At 37.1% G+C, this 17483-nt stretch carries 17 protein-coding genes; 7 read left to right on the forward strand and 10 right to left on the reverse strand.

Translation table 11 applies throughout. The annotated features are described in order from the left end of the window. The first annotated feature begins 237 nt into the window (after positions 1-237). The 5 genes from FXX65_RS02130 to FXX65_RS02150 are packed head-to-tail and all read left to right on the forward strand — an operon-like array spanning position 238 to position 6303. Positions 238-1740, forward strand: a complete 1503-nt coding sequence (locus tag FXX65_RS02130) for a polysaccharide biosynthesis protein (protein WP_147614875.1) — start codon at positions 238-240, stop codon at positions 1738-1740. A 14-nt stretch (positions 1741-1754) separates the two neighbouring features. Beyond that, positions 1755-2957: a DegT/DnrJ/EryC1/StrS family aminotransferase gene (locus FXX65_RS02135; RefSeq protein WP_147614876.1), complete on the forward strand. Its 1203-nt coding sequence runs from the start codon at positions 1755-1757 to the stop codon at positions 2955-2957. Then, entirely contained in the window at positions 2947-5025 is a 2079-nt protein-coding gene (locus FXX65_RS02140) for a xanthine dehydrogenase family protein (RefSeq protein ID WP_147614877.1), read from the forward strand. Before FXX65_RS02135 ends, FXX65_RS02140 begins: the two co-directional genes overlap by 11 nt. Continuing rightward, on the forward strand, positions 5022-5507 hold the full coding sequence (locus tag FXX65_RS02145) for a (2Fe-2S)-binding protein (protein ID WP_147614878.1): 486 nt from the start codon (positions 5022-5024) through the stop codon (positions 5505-5507). The genes FXX65_RS02140 and FXX65_RS02145 overlap by 4 nt, the downstream gene beginning before the upstream one ends. Further along, complete coding sequence (locus tag FXX65_RS02150; protein ID WP_147614879.1) at positions 5500-6303, forward strand: FAD binding domain-containing protein; 804 nt, start codon at positions 5500-5502, stop codon at positions 6301-6303. Before FXX65_RS02145 ends, FXX65_RS02150 begins: the two co-directional genes overlap by 8 nt. Here the strand turns inward: FXX65_RS02150 and queA are convergent. From queA to FXX65_RS02185, 7 genes are all read right to left on the reverse strand, one after another. After that, positions 6296-7351, reverse strand: coding sequence for a tRNA preQ1(34) S-adenosylmethionine ribosyltransferase-isomerase QueA (queA, locus tag FXX65_RS02155; RefSeq protein WP_147614880.1), 1056 nt, complete (start codon positions 7349-7351; stop codon positions 6296-6298). The two genes, FXX65_RS02150 and queA, sit on opposite strands and share 8 nt — an antisense overlap. Positions 7352-7444: 93 nt before the next feature. Beyond that, positions 7445-8494 carry a Holliday junction branch migration DNA helicase RuvB gene (gene ruvB, locus FXX65_RS02160; protein WP_408057334.1) on the reverse strand — a complete coding sequence of 350 codons (1050 nt, stop codon included), beginning with the start codon at positions 8492-8494 and terminating at the stop codon, positions 7445-7447. 2 nt (positions 8495-8496) lie between these two features. Further along, positions 8497-9105: a Holliday junction branch migration protein RuvA gene (gene ruvA / locus FXX65_RS02165; RefSeq protein WP_147614881.1), complete on the reverse strand. Its 609-nt coding sequence runs from the start codon at positions 9103-9105 to the stop codon at positions 8497-8499. A 9-nt stretch (positions 9106-9114) separates the two neighbouring features. Then, positions 9115-9675, reverse strand: a complete 561-nt coding sequence (gene ruvC, locus FXX65_RS02170) for a crossover junction endodeoxyribonuclease RuvC (protein ID WP_147614882.1) — start codon at positions 9673-9675, stop codon at positions 9115-9117. Between the two features lie 98 nt (positions 9676-9773). Beyond that, entirely contained in the window at positions 9774-10514 is a 741-nt protein-coding gene (locus FXX65_RS02175) for a YebC/PmpR family DNA-binding transcriptional regulator (RefSeq protein ID WP_147612284.1), read from the reverse strand. A gap of 70 nt (positions 10515-10584) precedes the next feature. Next, positions 10585-12759, reverse strand: a complete 2175-nt coding sequence (locus FXX65_RS02180) for a TIGR03545 family protein (protein ID WP_147614883.1) — start codon at positions 12757-12759, stop codon at positions 10585-10587. Further along, a complete protein-coding gene (locus FXX65_RS02185) occupies positions 12756-13271 on the reverse strand; it encodes a TIGR03546 family protein (protein ID WP_147614884.1) in 516 nt (171 codons plus the stop codon). The genes FXX65_RS02180 and FXX65_RS02185 overlap by 4 nt, the downstream gene beginning before the upstream one ends. Positions 13272-13347: 76 nt before the next feature. Between FXX65_RS02185 and FXX65_RS02190 the strand changes: the two genes are divergently transcribed. Together FXX65_RS02190 and hisS are read left to right on the forward strand one after the other, a co-directional pair. Then, the gene (locus FXX65_RS02190; RefSeq protein WP_147614885.1) at positions 13348-14472 is read left to right on the forward strand and encodes an N-acetylneuraminate synthase family protein; all 1125 of its coding nucleotides are present in this window, start codon (positions 13348-13350) and stop codon (positions 14470-14472) included. Positions 14473-14796: 324 nt separating this feature from the next. Next, positions 14797-16116 (forward strand): histidine--tRNA ligase, encoded by a 1320-nt coding sequence (gene hisS / locus FXX65_RS02195; RefSeq protein WP_147614886.1) that lies wholly within the window; start codon positions 14797-14799, stop codon positions 16114-16116. On the opposite strand, the gene FXX65_RS02200 is transcribed toward hisS, so the two are convergent. Genes FXX65_RS02200 through FXX65_RS02210 form a run of 3 tightly spaced genes read right to left on the reverse strand, consistent with a single transcriptional unit; the run spans position 16113 to position 17468 of the window. Next, positions 16113-16490, reverse strand: coding sequence for a hypothetical protein (locus FXX65_RS02200; RefSeq protein WP_147614887.1), 378 nt, complete (start codon positions 16488-16490; stop codon positions 16113-16115). The genes hisS and FXX65_RS02200 overlap by 4 nt on opposite strands. 3 nt (positions 16491-16493) lie before the next feature. Further along, positions 16494-16907 (reverse strand): (deoxy)nucleoside triphosphate pyrophosphohydrolase, encoded by a 414-nt coding sequence (locus FXX65_RS02205; protein WP_147614888.1) that lies wholly within the window; start codon positions 16905-16907, stop codon positions 16494-16496. A gap of 30 nt (positions 16908-16937) precedes the next feature. Then, the gene (locus FXX65_RS02210; RefSeq protein ID WP_147614889.1) at positions 16938-17468 is read right to left on the reverse strand and encodes a hypothetical protein; all 531 of its coding nucleotides are present in this window, start codon (positions 17466-17468) and stop codon (positions 16938-16940) included. Positions 17469-17483: the final 15 nt, after the last annotated feature.

The raw sequence follows: 17483 nt of genomic DNA on the forward strand, positions 1-17483 counted from the left end.
TTCATCAAGTTTTTAATATCCACAAGCCGCGCAGATATTGTTACTTGATTTTCAAAGTTATGTACTGCTTAGAGGGAAGCTAATCAGTTTGGAAAACTTAGCAGTTTTCAGCAAATTTTGCAATAGCAAAAAATATACGATGAATTTCCTATCTCTAATTCATTGTAAACAGAGAAATTATCATCATTGTAAATACTTTTTGATAATGATAAGATAAAAATCGGTGGATTCCTTTTTATGTTGCAGAAAATCGATTCAAAAATATACATAATAGGCGCAGGTTTTGCAGGTCAGATGATTGCTCAAGATTTGATGCGCAAAAAAATTTTTGGATCTGTTGCAGCGTTTTTAGACGATGATAAAAAACTAATAGGAAAGTCAATCGAAGGGATTCCAGTTTTAGGCCCTGTTGCAGAAGTTGCAAGCCTTGTAAAATGCGGCGCTTTAGACGAAGCGATAATTGCAATTCCAAGCGCACCAACAGAAAAGATAAAACAGATATACGAAAATCTAAAAAATGGTGGATTTTCACGAATACGCATTCTTCCAAGTATAAGTCAGATAATCGACGGCAAAGCGCATCTTGTTCAAACAAGGGAAATTGATCCCTTAGACATCTTAGGGCGCACTCCTGTAATAATTCCACTGCACCAAAGTTTAAAATACCTTAGAGGAAAAAGGGTCTTTGTAACTGGAGCTGGAGGTTCTATAGGTTCAGAACTTGCAAGGCAGCTTTTATCTGGAGGCGCAGAGCGACTATATCTTTTTGGCCATGGCGAAAACTCTATCGTTCAAATTTACCGAGAACTGCACGTATTGCAGCAGGAAGGTGTTGGAGAAAAAGCGACAATAGTTCCTATAATCGGCGACATGAAGGATTCCGCCTATGTAGACTACATAATAGCAAAAACCAGAGCAGATGTGATATTTCATTGTGCTGCATATAAACACGTTCCTATGCTTGAAGAAAATCCTGTTGCCGCGATAGAAAACAATGTGTTTGGCACAAAAAATCTTTTGGATTCCGCGATAAAAAATAAAGTTCAGCGTTTTGTGTTGATTTCTACAGATAAGGCTGTTGAACCAGTAAGCGTTTACGGAGCGAGCAAAACCCTTTCTGAAAAACTGGTTTTGCAATATTCAAAAAAGGCAGCGAAAAACCAAAAGTTCATGTTTGTAAGGTTTGGAAATGTTTTAGGCTCTCGCGGTTCAATTCTTCCGCTGTTTCAAAATCAGATAAAAAACGGCGGACCTGTTACAATTACCGACAAAGAAATGCAAAGATTTTTTATGACGATTCCCGAAGCCTGCTCGCTCGTTTTGCAGACTGGCGGAATTGGCTCCAATGGAAAATCATACTTGTTGGACATGGGAGAACCGATTAAAATCTATGAACTTGCAGAGCAGATAATAAAATTTTCAGGGCTTGAACCAAACAAAGATATAGACATAAAAATAATCGGTCGGCGCGAGGGAGAACGACTTTTTGAGCCGCTTTGGCTAAAAGAAGAAGAACCAAAAAAGACAAAATACGAAAAACTTTTTGAACTTAAAAATATAGAATTTGCAGACGAAAAACTCGATTCTCTTTTAGAAAATTTGTATCCAATCTGCTTTTTCGATTCAAAAAATCCAGAAGTTTTTAGAAACAAAGAAATTTTGCTGAATCTTTTGTGCAAAGCTTTTAAAAGTCTCCAGCAGTTTTATTCAAGCGAAAAGCCTTCTTCAAAAGAGCTTTAATTTTAGAGGTGTTTATGCAAGAAATAAAAGTTCCTTTTTTTAAGCCTTCGTTTTCTCAAGAAGAAAAAGATGCTGTTTGCTCTGTTATAGACACTTGCTGGCTTACAACAGGAAATGTAACTCACGAATTTGAAAAGGAATTTTCCAACTTTATAGGTGCAAAATATTCTCTGGCGGTAAATTCCAACACGAGCGGGATGATTCTTGCAATGCAAGCTTGCAGTGTTAAAGAAGGAAAAATTGTAATCACAACTCCCTACACTTTTGTATCAACAGCATCCAGTGCAATTCATTTAAATGCAGAAGTTTTATTTGCAGACACAGAAGAAGATTCGTATTCAATTTCACCAAAATCGATAGAAGCGATACTCGAAAATTTAAAAAATGAAGGAAAAATCGAAGACGTTGCCGCTATAGTTCCCGTGCATATAGCAGGAAATTTATGCGATATGGATGCTATATCAAGTTTAGCAAAAAAGTATTCAACACAAAAAAATAAAATCCGCGTGATTGAAGATTGTGCTCACTCGTTTCCAAGCAGGACAGATAAAGGGTATGCTGGTGTTTTAGGTGATATAGGAGTTTTTTCGTTCTATGCGACAAAAACTATCACAACAGGCGAAGGCGGAATGGTTACAACAAACGACGACTCTCTTGCAAAAACTATGAGCATTATGCGGCTGCACGGAATGAACAGGGACGCCTGGGACAGATACACAAATCCAAAGGCAAGCTGGCAGTACGATATAGTTTCTCCAGGATTCAAGTTCAATCTTCCAGATATTTTAAGTGCAATAGGTCGCGTTCAATTAAAAAAAGCGAATCTTTTTTGTGAGCAAAGAAAAAAAATCGTAAAAAAATACAACGAAGAATTTTCGAAACTGGATTTTATAACCTTGCCTCCAGATTCACAGGGAAATGCCTGGCATCTTTATCTGCTTCAACTAAGACCAGAAAAACTTTCCTGCTGTCGAGATGATTTTGCGCAAGAATTACAAAATGAAGGCATTGGAATTTCGATGCATTTTATTCCGCTGTTCCATTTTTCATGGTGGAAAGAAAGATATCCTTCGTTTATAGCAAAAAATTTCCAAAATGCAGAAAGACACTTTCAAAACACTATAACAATTCCGCTTTGGCCAGCAATGAGCGATGAGATGGTTCAAGCAGTTATTCAAGCCGTAATAAAAACAGGAAACAAATATCATGTGTGCTAAAAAAAAATCGGAACAAAAAAGAAATCTGCTATTTTGCGATGAATTTTATTCTGACAGATATGAAGAAAATATGCTCCACGCTTCTGTCGTCAGAAGTCCTGTCGCAAAAGGGAAAATAAACGCAATAGATTTAGAGAATCTTCCAGAAGGATATTCATTTTTTGGCTTTGACGACATTCCTGGAAAAAAAAGCATAAAGATTTTAAAAACTGAAATTCCAATTTTTGCACAAAGCGATGTGGATTTTTTTGGGCAACCACTTGGAATAATTGCAGGTCCAGATAGAAAACTGGTACGTCTTTTGAGCCGCAATATAGAAACAGATATTGACGAGAATTTTTACTACAAAGAACAGGAAGAAGACAACATACTTGCCAGCAGGCAAATTCAAACAGATAAAGACTTTAAAGAAGAAAATGACGACTTAAAAATCGAAGGCGAATGGGAATCTGAATTAAAAGTTCAAAACTTTGCAGAAACAAATGGTGCTCTTTGTTATGTAAAAGCTTCCAAACTCTATGTTTTTACGCCTAATTTATGGCTATCTTCTCTCAGAAAAAGCCTTGCAGATGTAACAGGCTTTGCTGAAGAAAACATATACATAAACCGAACAAAAATTCTTTCAAAAAATAAAAACATCCTCTACTTAAATACGATTATTTGCTGTCAGTGTGCAGTAGCTGCAATCAATTCAAAAAGACCAGTGAAACTCGAGTTCACTAGAACAGAACAATCCATTTACGCAGAGGCCAGTGCTTCTGTAAAGATTTTTAACAAAACGGTTTTAAGCAAAACAGGCCTGATAAAGTCCATGGATATTTCGATAAACGTAAATTCAGGGGCGTACAATCCTTTTGCACAAGAAATTGCAGACAGGCTTTCTCTTTCCTGCACTGGAGTTTACCACTGCCCTAATCTGAAAATCTGCACAAAAATCTATAAAAGCCACGGAATTCCTTGTTCAATAGATTTTTCGACGATAGATGCAAAATCCTTTTTTGCAATAGAAGCGCAAATGAATAAAATTTCACTTCAAAGCGGAATAAATCCGTTGGAATTAAGATTATTAAACCTAAAAAAACAAGAGAAAAATTCAAAAGAAAAAATATCATTAGAAATCGGAAAAGCAAAAGAAGCTCTCGATGCGGTTTGTAAAAAAAGCATATTTTTGCGAAAAAATGCCGTTTACAATATGGAAGAAAAAAGAGGTGCTGAGCGCTACACGATTTCCCCTTATTCGCCTCCAATACGAGGAATCGCACTTTGCTGTGCCTATGAAGGAACAGGATATTTTGGTTCGGAGTTTCTAAAAAAGAGGCTGAGTGTCGATTTGACTTTTACAGAAGAAAAAAAACTGTTTATAAGGGCAATTCCATCTTCAAAAAATATTTGGGAAATATGGCAAACCCTTGCAGCAACAATAATCAATATTCCAAAAGAAGATGTGATTTTAGACAATGAATATACAAATAAAGATGAACCAGAATCTCCACAAACGACATACGCCTCTATTTCAATCTGCACTCAGCTCATAAAAAAAGCAGCAGAAAGTCTTGCAAAAAAACTTCAAGCAAATCAAAAACTGCCTGTTACAGTAAGAAAAAATTTTTCTACAAGTTCTCGAAAAAGTTGGGACAAAGAAAACTTTTGTGGACATCCTTTTGCAAGCACAAGTTTTGCAGCGATGGTTTTGGAACTTGAACTTGATATCGCAATATATCAACCGATTCTGCGCGGAATTTGGTTTATAGTAGATGCCGGAAAAATTCTAAATCCACGAACAGCAGAAACATCTATAAAAAATACAATTCAAGAAGATTTGGCAGAACTCATAGAAGACGACTACAACCTAGAAACTTCAATTTCTATTCAATTTATGCAATCTCAGGAAGAGCCTAAGCAGATTGGAGAAATTGCATCTTCGCTTTTGCTAGCAGCATACTCAAGCGCGCTTTCTCAAGCTGTAGGAAAATTGGTAACAAAAATACCTTTGCAAGACGATTTGATATACAAGATGATAAAAAGTCAAAAAAATTCTTTTACAAAAAAAGAGGAAGAAAAACAGTGAAAATTCCTGTAACTATAAACGATGAAAAACTTATTATAGACGAAAATCCCGATGAAAAACTTCTATATGTGCTTAGAAAACGAGGATTTATCTCTCCAAAGCGAGGATGCGAAAGAGGAAAATGTGGTTTTTGCACTGTTTTATTGGACGACAATCCCGTATCATCCTGTATGATTCCTGTGGGAATTGTAAAAGACTGCCAGATAGTAACTTTGGAACATTTTTCAAAGACAAAAGAATATCAGGATATAAAATCTGGTTTTGAAAAAGCAGGCCTCAACGTGTGTGGATATTGCAGCTCTTTTAAATATCTAAAAGTTTATAAGCTCTTAAAAGAAAATTACAGACCTTCAAAAGAGCAACTTTTAGAATTGACTTTTGAAGATAAATGCTCATGCACAGAACAAGGGGCATTTATAAACGGAATTCTATACGCAACTGCAAATCGCCACGAAAGCGAAGGAAGAAAAAAGAATGTGTAAAGACTCTCAAATCTATTATGCAAATAGTCTAAACGACATTTTCTATCAGATGAACTCTATTCCGGGAATACGACTTGTAAGCGGTTGCACACAAAAAAAACATATTCCACCTGTAAGTCTCTGCGTTAGAAACATAGAAGAACTAAATTTTTCAAGAAAATATGAACGTTTTTTTGAATTTGGACCTGAGATAACTCTTTCTTCAATCTTAAAGATTGATCCTGCAAAACTTCCTCATGTTTTTTATGAAGCGGTAAAATCGATTGCAAATACGAACATCAGAAATATTGCAACTCTAGCAGGTAATATCTGTGCAGATGATTTTTATCATACGCTGGTTGCACCATTGGTTGCGCTTGACGCAAAACTTGAAATTCAAAGTCGAGACAAAACTGAATACATACAGATGGCAAAATTTAATGGAATTCCAAAAGATTTTGTTTTAACAAAAGTTATTGTACCAACAGACGATTGGGAAGTCGCTTTTTTTAAGAAATTGGGACCTCTCCACACTATAGACAGGAATTCCGCTTCGTTTGTTTTTCTTGCAAACACGGTAAAAGGTCAACTCTCAAATCTTAAAATTGCGTTTGCAGGATCTTTTTGCCTTAGAAGTTTTGACCTTGAAAACAGCCTTGTAGGTTCATATCTGCCTTTGACGAGGACAAGCATAGAAGACTTTCTAAAACTGGCAGAAGAAACTTACGACAGCGAATCGGCAAAAACTAAAGTTCCGCCGATTTTAAAAGACCAGTTTTTAAATCTCTTAAAATATTCTATCGAGCAGCTCACTTAATAAGCATTGCGTCTCCATAAGAAAAAAATCTGTATCGATTTTCGATAGCCTGCTTGTATGCCGAAAGTATATTTTCTCGTCCTGCAAAAGCGCTTACCAACATAAGCAAAGTGCTTTCTGGAGTGTGAAAATTTGTAAACATCTGGTCAACGCACCTAAATTTATAGCCAGGGTACATGAATATGTGGGTCGAAGAAGAGCCGCCTTTTACAAAACCGTTTTCATCGCTTGCAGATTCGAGAGTGCGGACAGAAGTTGTGCCAACAGCGAGAATTGGCCTGCCTTCTCCTTTTGCAGCATTTATTTTTTCTGCAACATCAAAACCAATAGAATAAACTTCTTCATGCATCTTATGGTCTTCGATATTTTCTGAGCGGACTGGAAGAAAAGTTCCAAGCCCAACATGAAGAGTAAGAAAAACCCTCTCGATTTTTTTTGCGTCCAATTTTTCAAACATCGCTTGCGTAAAATGAAGCCCAGCAGTTGGACAGGCAGAACTTCCAGTTTCTTTTGCATATATCGTTTGGTAACGCTCAGAGTCTGTGTCGTCATCTTCTCGTTTAATATAAGGAGGAAGCGGAATATGACCGTTTACAGCAAACCAAGAATCGTCCAAAGGAAAATCAAATTTGATAAGTCGAAACTCTCCAGAAAGTTCGCCCTGAGAATCGATTATTGTTCCAACAGAGCCATCGTTAAAAACATAGCGATTTCCTCTCTTAACTTTTTTTGCACCTTTTACCATCGTTTGCCACAGTTTTAAATCTGCACTCATCTGATTCAAAAACATAAATTCCTGTTCTCGTCCGCCCTGCCCCTGTTTTTCAACTTCTCGCCTTCCATAGCAGCGGCTTCGCCTAACTTTTGAATTGTTAAAAACCATCAAAGTGCCTTCTTCTATGAGACTTGGAAGGTCTTTCATTTTAAAATGGCTGACTTTCCCATCGTTTCTGCCCAAAAGCATGAGTTTATCATCGCCGCGAATTCCAGATGGTTTTTGAGCGATGAGCTCCTGCGGTAAATCAAAATTAAAATCTGTCAATTTCATAATATTCTCAATTTTAGATAATAAAATATTATCTTTAAAATAAACTATTCTGTTTGTTCAAATTGTCGCTGGATTCAAAACAAAAATTTGAACTCAAAACAAACTATTCTGTCCGTTAGAATTATCCTTGTACTCAAGTCCCAAATGCTCATAAGCTTTTGCCGTAACGATTCTTCCGCGTGGCGTTCTCTGCAAAAGCCCACACTGAATAAGATACGGCTCGTAATAATCTTCAAGCGTATCCTGTGCTTCGCCAATGCTTATTGCAAGAGTTTCCGCGCCCACAGGACCTCCACCAAAGTTTTTTATTATGGAAAGGAGAATTTCCCTGTCGTATTTTTCAAGCCCCATCTCATCAATTTCAAGCCTTTGTAATCCTTTTTGAACGGTCTTTACGGAAATCACTTTAAAACCTTCAACCTGTGCAAAATCTCTCATTCGTCTCAATACTCGGTTTGCAACACGAGGAGTGCCACGGCAGCATTTTGCAAGGTACAATGCCGCTTCATCTTCAATTCCAATCTCTAATATTTTTGAACTCCTGTGTATTATTGAAGCCAGTTCTTTTTGAGTGTAAAACTCAAAGCGTGGAATAAAACCAAAACGACTGCGAAGTGGACTTGAAACAGCACCCGCTTTTGTCGTTGCTCCAATCAAAGTAAAAGGCGGAAGAGGAATACGAACTGTTCTTGCGGCTGCTCCTTGCCCTATAATCCAGTCTAATTCAAAGTCTTCCATCGCAATGTAAAGCATTTCTTCGATTGCAGGTTTTAACCGATGAATTTCATCTATAAAAAATACCGTTCTCTCCGTGATTGTAGATAAAATTCCTGCTAAATCCTTTGGTTTATCAAGAGCAGGTGCACTTGTAACTTTAAAATCAACGCCAAGTTCGTGTGCTGTAATTTGTGCCAAAGTAGTTTTTCCAAGACCTGGCGGGCCTATGAGCAAAAGGTGGTCGAGCGGCTCTTGCCTTATTTTTGCGGCTTTTATGAAAGTCGAAAGATTCTTTTTAACTCCTTCCTGTCCTAAAAAATCACAAAGAAGTTGAGGGCGTAACGAGTTTTCCTGTTCATCAAAATCCGTTAAATCGGAGCGGACGATTGCCGAAAAATCAGAATGCATTTGTGTAGAATTTTCCATAATTATGCAAACTCCACAATCGCTTTTCTAAATATAAAATCTTCCTGTTCTTTTTGAGATTTATCCTTTAAGAACTCTTGATTTTTGCTCGCCAATTCCAAAACTTTCTGTTCAACATTCTTTTTTTCGTATCCCATGCTTACCAATGAAGAAACGACATCTGCAAAAGGATTTGAATTTTCAAGCCTTACGATTTTGCTATCTTCTAACAAGGTTAATTTGCCTTTTAAAGCGAGCATCATCTTTGCCGCGGTCTTTTTCCCAACTCCTTGAATTTTTTCGAGGCTTGCAACATCGCCGCTTTCAAGAATCTGCATCAAAGTGGAAGAACTCACACTGCTCATTATTTTTACAGCACCTTTAGGCCCAACTCCGTCAACCTTTAATAAATCGAGAAAAATCGCTCTTTCTTCTTTTGAAGAAAATCCGTACAAAGTCATTAAATTATCTGTGTGCTGTAACCAAGTATAAACTTTTGCTTCCGCTCCAACATTTGGAAAAAGTTCGAGGTTAGAATCTGGAACGCAAAAATCCCATTCAATGCCGTTTTGCGATAAAAAAAGCTGCTTAGGAAATTTTCCAGTTATTAAACCTGTTATAGAATTGAACATAGTACGATTTTAGCAGATTTTCAATTTGTGATGAAGATGTGTTATAGCTCCTGCAAGTGCGTCCGCTGCGTGATCTGGTTTGGGCTCTGTTTCTAGGCCGAGTAAAATTTTTACATATTTTTCTACTAGAGCCTTATCTGCACGGGCAGTTCCTGTTACAGCCTGCTTTATTTGATTCGGTTTATACTCGCTTAGAGGAATACAATTTTGAGCTAAAACCAAAGTGCAAACACCCTTAGCTTCTGCCACAGAAATTCCTGATGACACATTTTTTACAAAAAAGAGCTCTTCCATTCCCGCTTCTAAAGGTTTAAATTCATCGATTACCGCTTGCAAACTCGAAGCGATTTTTAAAAGTCGTGTTCCCAAAGTTTCATCGCTTTTTGTAGTTATGCAACCGTAACTCACCATTCTGTAACGACCTTTAAAATAATCGACGATTCCAAAACCCGTATTTGCAAGGCCAGGATCAATTCCAAGCACACGCCTAACGCAATCGTTGTGTTTTTTTTCGTTTGGAGAGTTCGTTTCTTTTTGAAATAGAATTTGATTAAATTGATTTGAATCCATTTTTATAAAGCAGCGTGAAAAAAATAAACCACGGCTCGATTATATTTTCATAGCCGTGGTCTTAAGTTTTTTTTGAAAAAAAAATTTCTTAAAAACTATTATTCCATCACAAAGTCTTCAGGATATTCAGCGGTATGATAAACATTCTGAACGTCATCGTTATCTTCGAGTTTGTCAATTAGCTTTTGAACTTTTGCAGCAGTTTCGCTATCAACTGCTGTATAAGCATCTGGAACAAGTCCTACATCGGCAGAAAGTGTTTCAAAGCCCTTTTCGTTTAAAGCATCTGCAACAGCAGAAAATGCATCTGGAGATGTAGTTACTGTAATAACACCTGACTCGTTTACGATATCATCAGCACCGGCTTCCAAAGCAGTTTCCATAACTTCATCTTCGCTAACTTTCTCTGCATCGAGTTCAATCGTACCTTTGCGCTGGAACATACGGCTAACAGAACCTGTTGTTCCAAGGTTTCCACCACTTTTTGAAAAGATATTTCGTACATCGGCAGCAGCACGATTGTGGTTGTCTGTAAGAACTTCAACCATAACTGCAACTCCACCAGGAGCGTATCCTTCGTATACCAATTCTTCGTAAGATGTTGCGCCGTCTTCTCCAGTTCCCTTTTTGATTGCACGGTCAATGTTATCTTTTGGCATATTTGCCGCACGTGCTTTAATTATTACAGTGCGAAGACGAGGGTTTGAGTTAGGATCTCCACCACCCATCCTTGCGGCAATAGAAATTTCCTTTATGAATTTTGTAAATAATTTACCGCGCTTGGCATCTGCAATGCCTTTTGCATGTTTTATGGTTGCCCATTTACTATGTCCTGACATGGATAACTCCTTCTAAAAGATTACGAATTGATTTATCACTATATCACAAAGATGCGATTTTTATCAATCCCTAGAATTTCAATTTGTTTTTGAGCGAAGATGCCGCCTCTGCCGCAGCAGAAGATGCTTTTCCCTTAGCTGAATCTGCAAGTTTTTTGTTAAGTTCCGCCCTTTTAGATTCTAACTGCTTGTTTACAACATCGAATGCAGAATTTGAATCCTTTATTCCGGTTGAAATTTGACTGAATTGCGAAATATATTGATTAACCGCTTCTGAAGAACCCAGTTTTTCGTTCAACTTAGAAACCGCCTGTTCCCTTACATTTGCAAGCTCTTTGTTAGCCACAGACGAAATCGCATTTGAAAGCAAATCCTCAAAATTTGAAGCAATTTTTAAACCTATTCCATTTTTCTCGCTAAATGAAAAATCAGCCTTTGCTTCGACGCTCTTTATCGAAGCCAGCGCAGTTGAATAAATTCTATTTGCAAGTTCCGAATCGAGAGAGAGTGAACTTACATTTGCAGGATTCATAAAAATTGAAGCTCCACCAGAAAAACTAAAATCCGAAGACGCTGTGAGTTTTGCAGAAAGATTTGATTTTCCTTCAAATTTTGGAGCACCGCTTACAGATACATTTTTTGCAAGGTCAATCGTCAACGGAAAGTTGCTGCCAGAATAATCTGCAAAAACAAGCGGATTTTGAGTTTGACTTCTTGCGTCAACAACTAAATTCGCTTTATGCAAAAGATTTTGTCTTTCGACAGTGCCTTTAATCACCCAAGGCTCGCCGCGTTTATTCATGTCGTTTGAAATATTTGTCGCAAAAAAGTCAATTCCGCTACCAGAACCGTGAGCCTTTTCAATTAAGAAAGAAGGAATATTGTCTTTTTTCCAGTAAACTGTTCGCCCTGCATAGCGTTTGTCAGCCTCCTTTGCTTTTTTGACAGATTTTTTATCCGCTTTTGAAGATTTTTCATTTGTGGAAGAAGATTTCATATTTGAAGCATAGGAAATCAACTGTTTTAAATACGGATAATATTTTCCAAGCATAGCATAGCCAGAGCGTTCGATAGTTTCTGACAATGCATTTTTTGCTTTTCCCACATCTAAAATAGAAAGTTGAGAAGAAAGTAAATCCTTATCGCTTGAAATTGCATCGTTTAATTTTTTTTGCAGAAGAGAAACTCTGGAACTGTCGCTTTCAAACGAAGAAATCGAAGAATCCAAATTAGTTTTCGCATTTTTTACTGTGGTTGTAGCCTGTTCAATCTGTTTTAAAAGAGCAGGAATTTCTGTAACATTTACGTTTGAAACATTTATTGAAGTAAGCGTTTTTACGCTTTCCTGAACTTTAGAAACTTCCGCCTTTAATTCTTCTGGTTTTGACTTCCATTTTTCCACGAGAACTTTTAATTCTTCTTCAACTTCTTTTGCAACTTTTTGCGACTGCAAACCGTCTTTTATTTTTTCTGTAATTGCATTTGGATCATAACTTGCAAATAAATCTGCAATCGCATTTTTTGCTTCGTCTGGATTCGAGCCCATTTTTGCTTTTAGAGAATCATAAAACTTTGTATCGTCATTTTTCTTGGCCTTTTTTTCCAGAGAGGCTTTTTTTGCTGGAAGTTTACCGCTTTTTGTGCGGTCTGTATTCAAGGCAATTCCTGTAATTTCGATATTTTGAGCATCAAAACGAGCGCGCAAAAGTTGAGTAAGGTTAAAATCCAAGTCCAATTTATTAAATTGAAAGAGGTTTTTCATTTCATCTTCTGCCGAAGCCTGCGCAAGATTTTTTACGGTGAGTCTTGCGCCAAAAATTTCTACATTTACACTGGCAATATCGCACTTAGCACCAAAAATTCCCTGCATTCCGCTTTTTATCGCAAATTTTGCAATCGGATTTTTAAAAATCGTAACAGTAATTCCAATCGCTGCCAAAACTACAGCTACCGCTATAAACGAAGCAAGTTTTATTCGACCTCGATTTGCTTTTATTTCTTTAGAAAGAGTTTTTAGCCTTTTCAATTCTTTTTTTGTAAAAGTTAAATCCTTTGAAACAGCAAGCACATCGCGACCTTTTTTATCCTTTTCTTCGGTAAAAAGCGAAACGACATATACCTTATCGCTATCGATGTATAATTTTGAAGAAATCTTTTTTTCAAATTTCTTTTTTGCATACTTCTTTTTAAAAAGTGCAGGAAGTTTTTTTGCTGCAAAGCGTTTTTCTATCTTTTCTTTTTTCATGCTTTTTCTCCAACCATAGATGCCAATTTTGAAATGAGCGGAAGTTTTGTCATCGCCTTCCAGATTTTAGAGCCTTTCACTATTGGAGCCGCGTATTTTCTCCAGAGGAAAACCAAAAGTCGCCCTAAAAAATAAAGCGGAACATAAAGAGCAAGTCCGCATAAAAAAGAGCCCATAACTACAGAGTTGTTAAATTTTGTAAAGGCAACAAAAGGAATGTCCAATAAGGTTGCAAAAAACGGAGCAAACGAAGGAATCGTTAAAAAAGAGTAGCCCACAAAATCAAAAAAGCCGTCAAAAGCAGGGGAAACCGCCGCACCTATCAAAATCATCAAAAGATAAGACGGACGATTTATTCTCACAAACAAGATAAAAACGAATGCCAAAACCCATAACAAGTTGCCCTTTGGCATAAGCCCCAAAATCGCACCGCAAGCAAACGCGTGTGCAATTTCTGCTGGATTAACATTTGAATTAAACGCCTTTAATAATTTTACAATTTTCTTAACCATGCCGACATTTTACTACAATAATGGAAAATGTTAAAATTGGGTAACGAAAAAATAATAATAAATTTGGATGTCAAAAATGCAAAATAAAACATTTGTCATTGCGGAAATTGGAACTTCTCATTCAGGAAATTTTGAAAAAGCAAAAAAACTAATAGATGCAGCCTTTGAAGCTGGAGCAGATGCGGTAAAGTTTCAATGGGTTTACGCTGACGAAATTTTGCATCCAGATACAGGCTTTGTCGATTTGCCAGGCGGAAAAATTCGCCTCTACGACAGTTTTAAATCTTTAGAAGTTGAACCAAAGTTTTTTAGAGATTGCCTTTCTTATGCACATGAAAAAAAAATCAAATTCGCCTGCTCTCCATTTGGACTTCGTTCATTAAAAGAACTTTTAGAAATAAAACCAGACTACATAAAAATTGCAAGCCCAGAGTTAAACCACATTCCTCTTTTAAAATCACTTGCAGATTTTAGAGCACAGCAGGAAAAAAACTTACAGGAGATGATTCCTGTAATAATTTCCAGCGGAGTTTCAAAATTACAGGACATCCAAAATGCGATTGAGCTTCTAGGCACAAAAAATCTCACGCTTCTCCACTGCATAACTTTTTATCCGGCACCAGAAGAACAGTACAATCTTCGTCTAATAAAAACACTGGCACAAAAGTTCAATATAAAAACAGGCGTTAGCGATCATTCTTTAAGCCCAATCCTCGTTCCAAGCCTTGCAGTAAGCCAAGGCGCGAGCATGATAGAAAAACACATAACTTTAAGTCATTTGACAGACGGCCTCGACGACAAAGTTGCACTCACTCCAGAGGATTTTGCACTGATGTGTCACTGCGTTCATCAAAGCGATGCGGTTATGCGCCATTATGGGACCGAAAAAGGCGAAAAAGAAATAATACGCCAGCTTGAATCTACAGAAGGCAAAGGACGCATAGAAAAAATACTTGGCGATGGAATAAAAAAACTCGCTCCAATCGAAGAACAAAATTATGGCAGAACAAATCGAAGCCTCCACTTTGTAAAAAATCTAAAAAAAGGAGCAATCATAAAAAAAGAAGACATAGCAGTTTTGCGAACCGAAAAAAATTTAACCGCAGGAATAAGCCCTCTTTATCTCGAAAACACAATCGGAAAAACTCTAACGCGCGACGTAAAATCTGGAGAAGGGGTTTTGTTCACAGATTTTTCGTAAAATGAATGTGTTCTTAGTTTGAATTTTATTTTGGGCGGCTTTTTGCTCCATTGCATTGCGCAAAAAACGGGCTTTGCGGGGTTCCGCTTTCGCTCCAGCCTCCTCGCTCGCTGCGTTGGCCGCTGTGTACACGGATGTACACCTACAATCAAATGTTGGCAGTTTTAGTAATAAAACTGTCTGTTTCAAGAAAACACGGAAGTTTTCTTGAAACGCAAATCCCTTGCCGCATTTGTCGCACCTCCTGTGCGACTTACAACAAAATGTCAACACTTTTCGTTTTAATTGTATAAAAATTAAAATTTCATTATCATCTATTGCATTATGGCAGATTTAATTCACCCGAAAGTGTTAAAGGGCTTTCGCGACATACTTCCTCAAGACGAAATTCTTCGTTCACAGCTTATAGAAAAAATTACAAAAGTTTACCGTTCGTTCGGTTTTGTTCCAATCGATACTCCAGTTCTCGAATATTCAGAAATTTTACTCCGAAAATCCAATGGCGAAACAGAAAAGCAGGTTTTTCGATTTTTAGATAACGGCAATCGCGACGTTGCTCTCAGATTCGACTTAACTGTGCCTTTTGCACGCTTTACAGCAGAACACGAAAGCGAACTGTACTTTCCTTTTAAACGCTATCACATCTCAAAAGTTTGGCGAGGCGAAAAACCACAAGCTGGCCGCTATAGAGAATTTGTTCAATGCGATATAGATACGGTCGGTTCAGATTCTGCTGCAACAGATTTTGAAATTTTAAGTTTGATGAAAGCCGCTTTTGAAGAAATCGGCGTAAAAGACATAACGATTCACGTAAACCACAGAGGGATTTTCAACCGTTTCTTAAAAAAAATTGGTTCAAGTGAAAAATCAGAAGAAATTTTGCGCTCTGTAGACAAGCTTGCAAAAGTAGGCAAAGAAGAAGTTAAAAACGAATTACTCGAATATACAGGCTCAAAAGAAAAAGCAGAAGAAATTCTAAAATATATCTCTGGCAACAAAGACTTCCTTTCAACTTTGGATATGCTCGAAGAAATGGCTGGCGGAATCGAAAGCGACACAAAAAGGATGCGCGAAATTTTTGAGATGATGAAGGCAAGCGGCATAGAAGCAAGTTTTGTCTTAGATCCTTCCATAACAAGAGGGCTCGACTACTACACAGGCATTGTTTACGAAACATTTTTAAATGAACTTCCATCCATTGGCTCAGTTTGCTCCGGCGGTCGCTACGATAACCTTGCAGGGCTTTACACAAAAACTCATCTTCCTGGAGTTGGAGCATCTATAGGTCTTGACCGCTTGATTGCAGGACTTGAACAACTTGGAAAACTCGAAAAAAAAGGCAGTTATCTCGATGCAGAAATTTTCTGTTTAGACAAGGCTCTTTCCATTCACTACCAGAAAGTCGCTTCTATGCTAAGGGATAAAGGAATAAACACAGAAGTTTTTCCAGACGACAAAAAAATGGGGCATCAATATGCATATTGCGAATCAAAGACAATTCCTTGGGGAATCATCATAGAAGAAAAAGATGCGCAATCGAACAAAATCAATCTAAAAAATCTTTCCACGCGAGAAATTTTTGAAAGCTTGAGCGTAGAAGACGCTGCACAAAAAATCCTGCAATCAAAACGCAAAATCGATTAAAGGTCAAAATCCTTGAGTGCTTTTTCTGCCTTTAATCTGTTAGAAAAAATTTGAGTCAAATTTTCTGGAATCCAGCCTTCTCCTATAAAAATCCATTTTTCGTAACTGTCTTCCATTTTTGTGGAAGACATTCCCTCTATCATCCTTATCTCGCCTCGCCTAAGGTGATTTGTAACTTCTGCCTCGTAATTTGGCAAGCGATAGCAGGCTGCATAAGGAGAAGTAATTAAAACCCACTCCACTCCTGGTTCTACAGAAAGAGGATTACGAGAATCAAAAACGGGTAAATCGTTTCTTTTTTCGCAGGAAATAAAATTTACAATTGAAAAAAGACTAAAAACAAAAACGGCAAAAATTAAAAAAGGTTTTTTCATCGGTTAATCTATCGAATTAGCAAAAAATTTACAAACCTGCGGATATATCAAAAGGTCAGAATCGACAAATGACAAGGTTGGAATTTCAGAAAGTTCAGCCCAGCGATATTCAGAATGTTCTGTAAGAGTAAACTTCTGTGCGATTCCATCATGAGGAAACCTCACAAGATATGCGTTGAGTTCAAAATCATCGCCAAAATGCTTAAAAGTTGCCTGAGCAATCTTTTCGCCTACTTCAACTTCCACTCCAAATTCTTCGTGACATTCTCTCGTTACAGATTGCTCGTCGGTTTCGCCTGCATCAACTTTTCCGCCTGGAAATTCCCAACGCCCACCCATCTGACCAACAGGGTTTCGCTTTGCAATAAAAACTTTATTCTCTTTAAATGCTATGCAGGCAATAGATTTTTTATTCATTTTTACTCCAAATTTTTTAAATCTAAAATTCTATAAAAACAAAACTCTTGGAAAAATAAAATGAAGGAATCCTGCAATTATACAAAAAATTCCCAAATATTTTCTTCCATCCACAAAAATCGTGGAAACAAACGAAGGAAGAACAAGATGAGTTTCTGATTTTGTAGAATAAAATTCTATTAAAAGTGCAAAGCAAGCTGCAATTCCAGCAACAGCAGGAATTAAATCTCCAATTACAGGAACATCATTTTGAACGGTCGATAAGAGTTTCATCAAACCTGTAAGACCAGAAAGCACAGCGACCACAAGTCGAAAAGTCATATCATCAAAAAAACTTCCCTTTGAATTGACTGCAAACTGGATTTTTTTGTCAAAAAAAGAATCCGAAGAATCTTCATCTGAATTTTTATCGGTAGTCAATGAATCATCTTGTGGTTTTTCATCGGTAAGATTTTCGTTAAGGGCATCCTTATTTTTTTCAACCATAAAATTTGTCGCATAAACCAAAATAAGACCAGAAACAATATTCAGCAAAATAGAAAGAAAGTAAAATTGAAGCATAATTTTTCTCCGTTT

The organism is Treponema pectinovorum (assembly GCF_900497595.1).
GTDB classification, from domain to species: Bacteria; Spirochaetota; Spirochaetia; order Treponematales; family Treponemataceae; genus Treponema_D; species Treponema_D pectinovorum.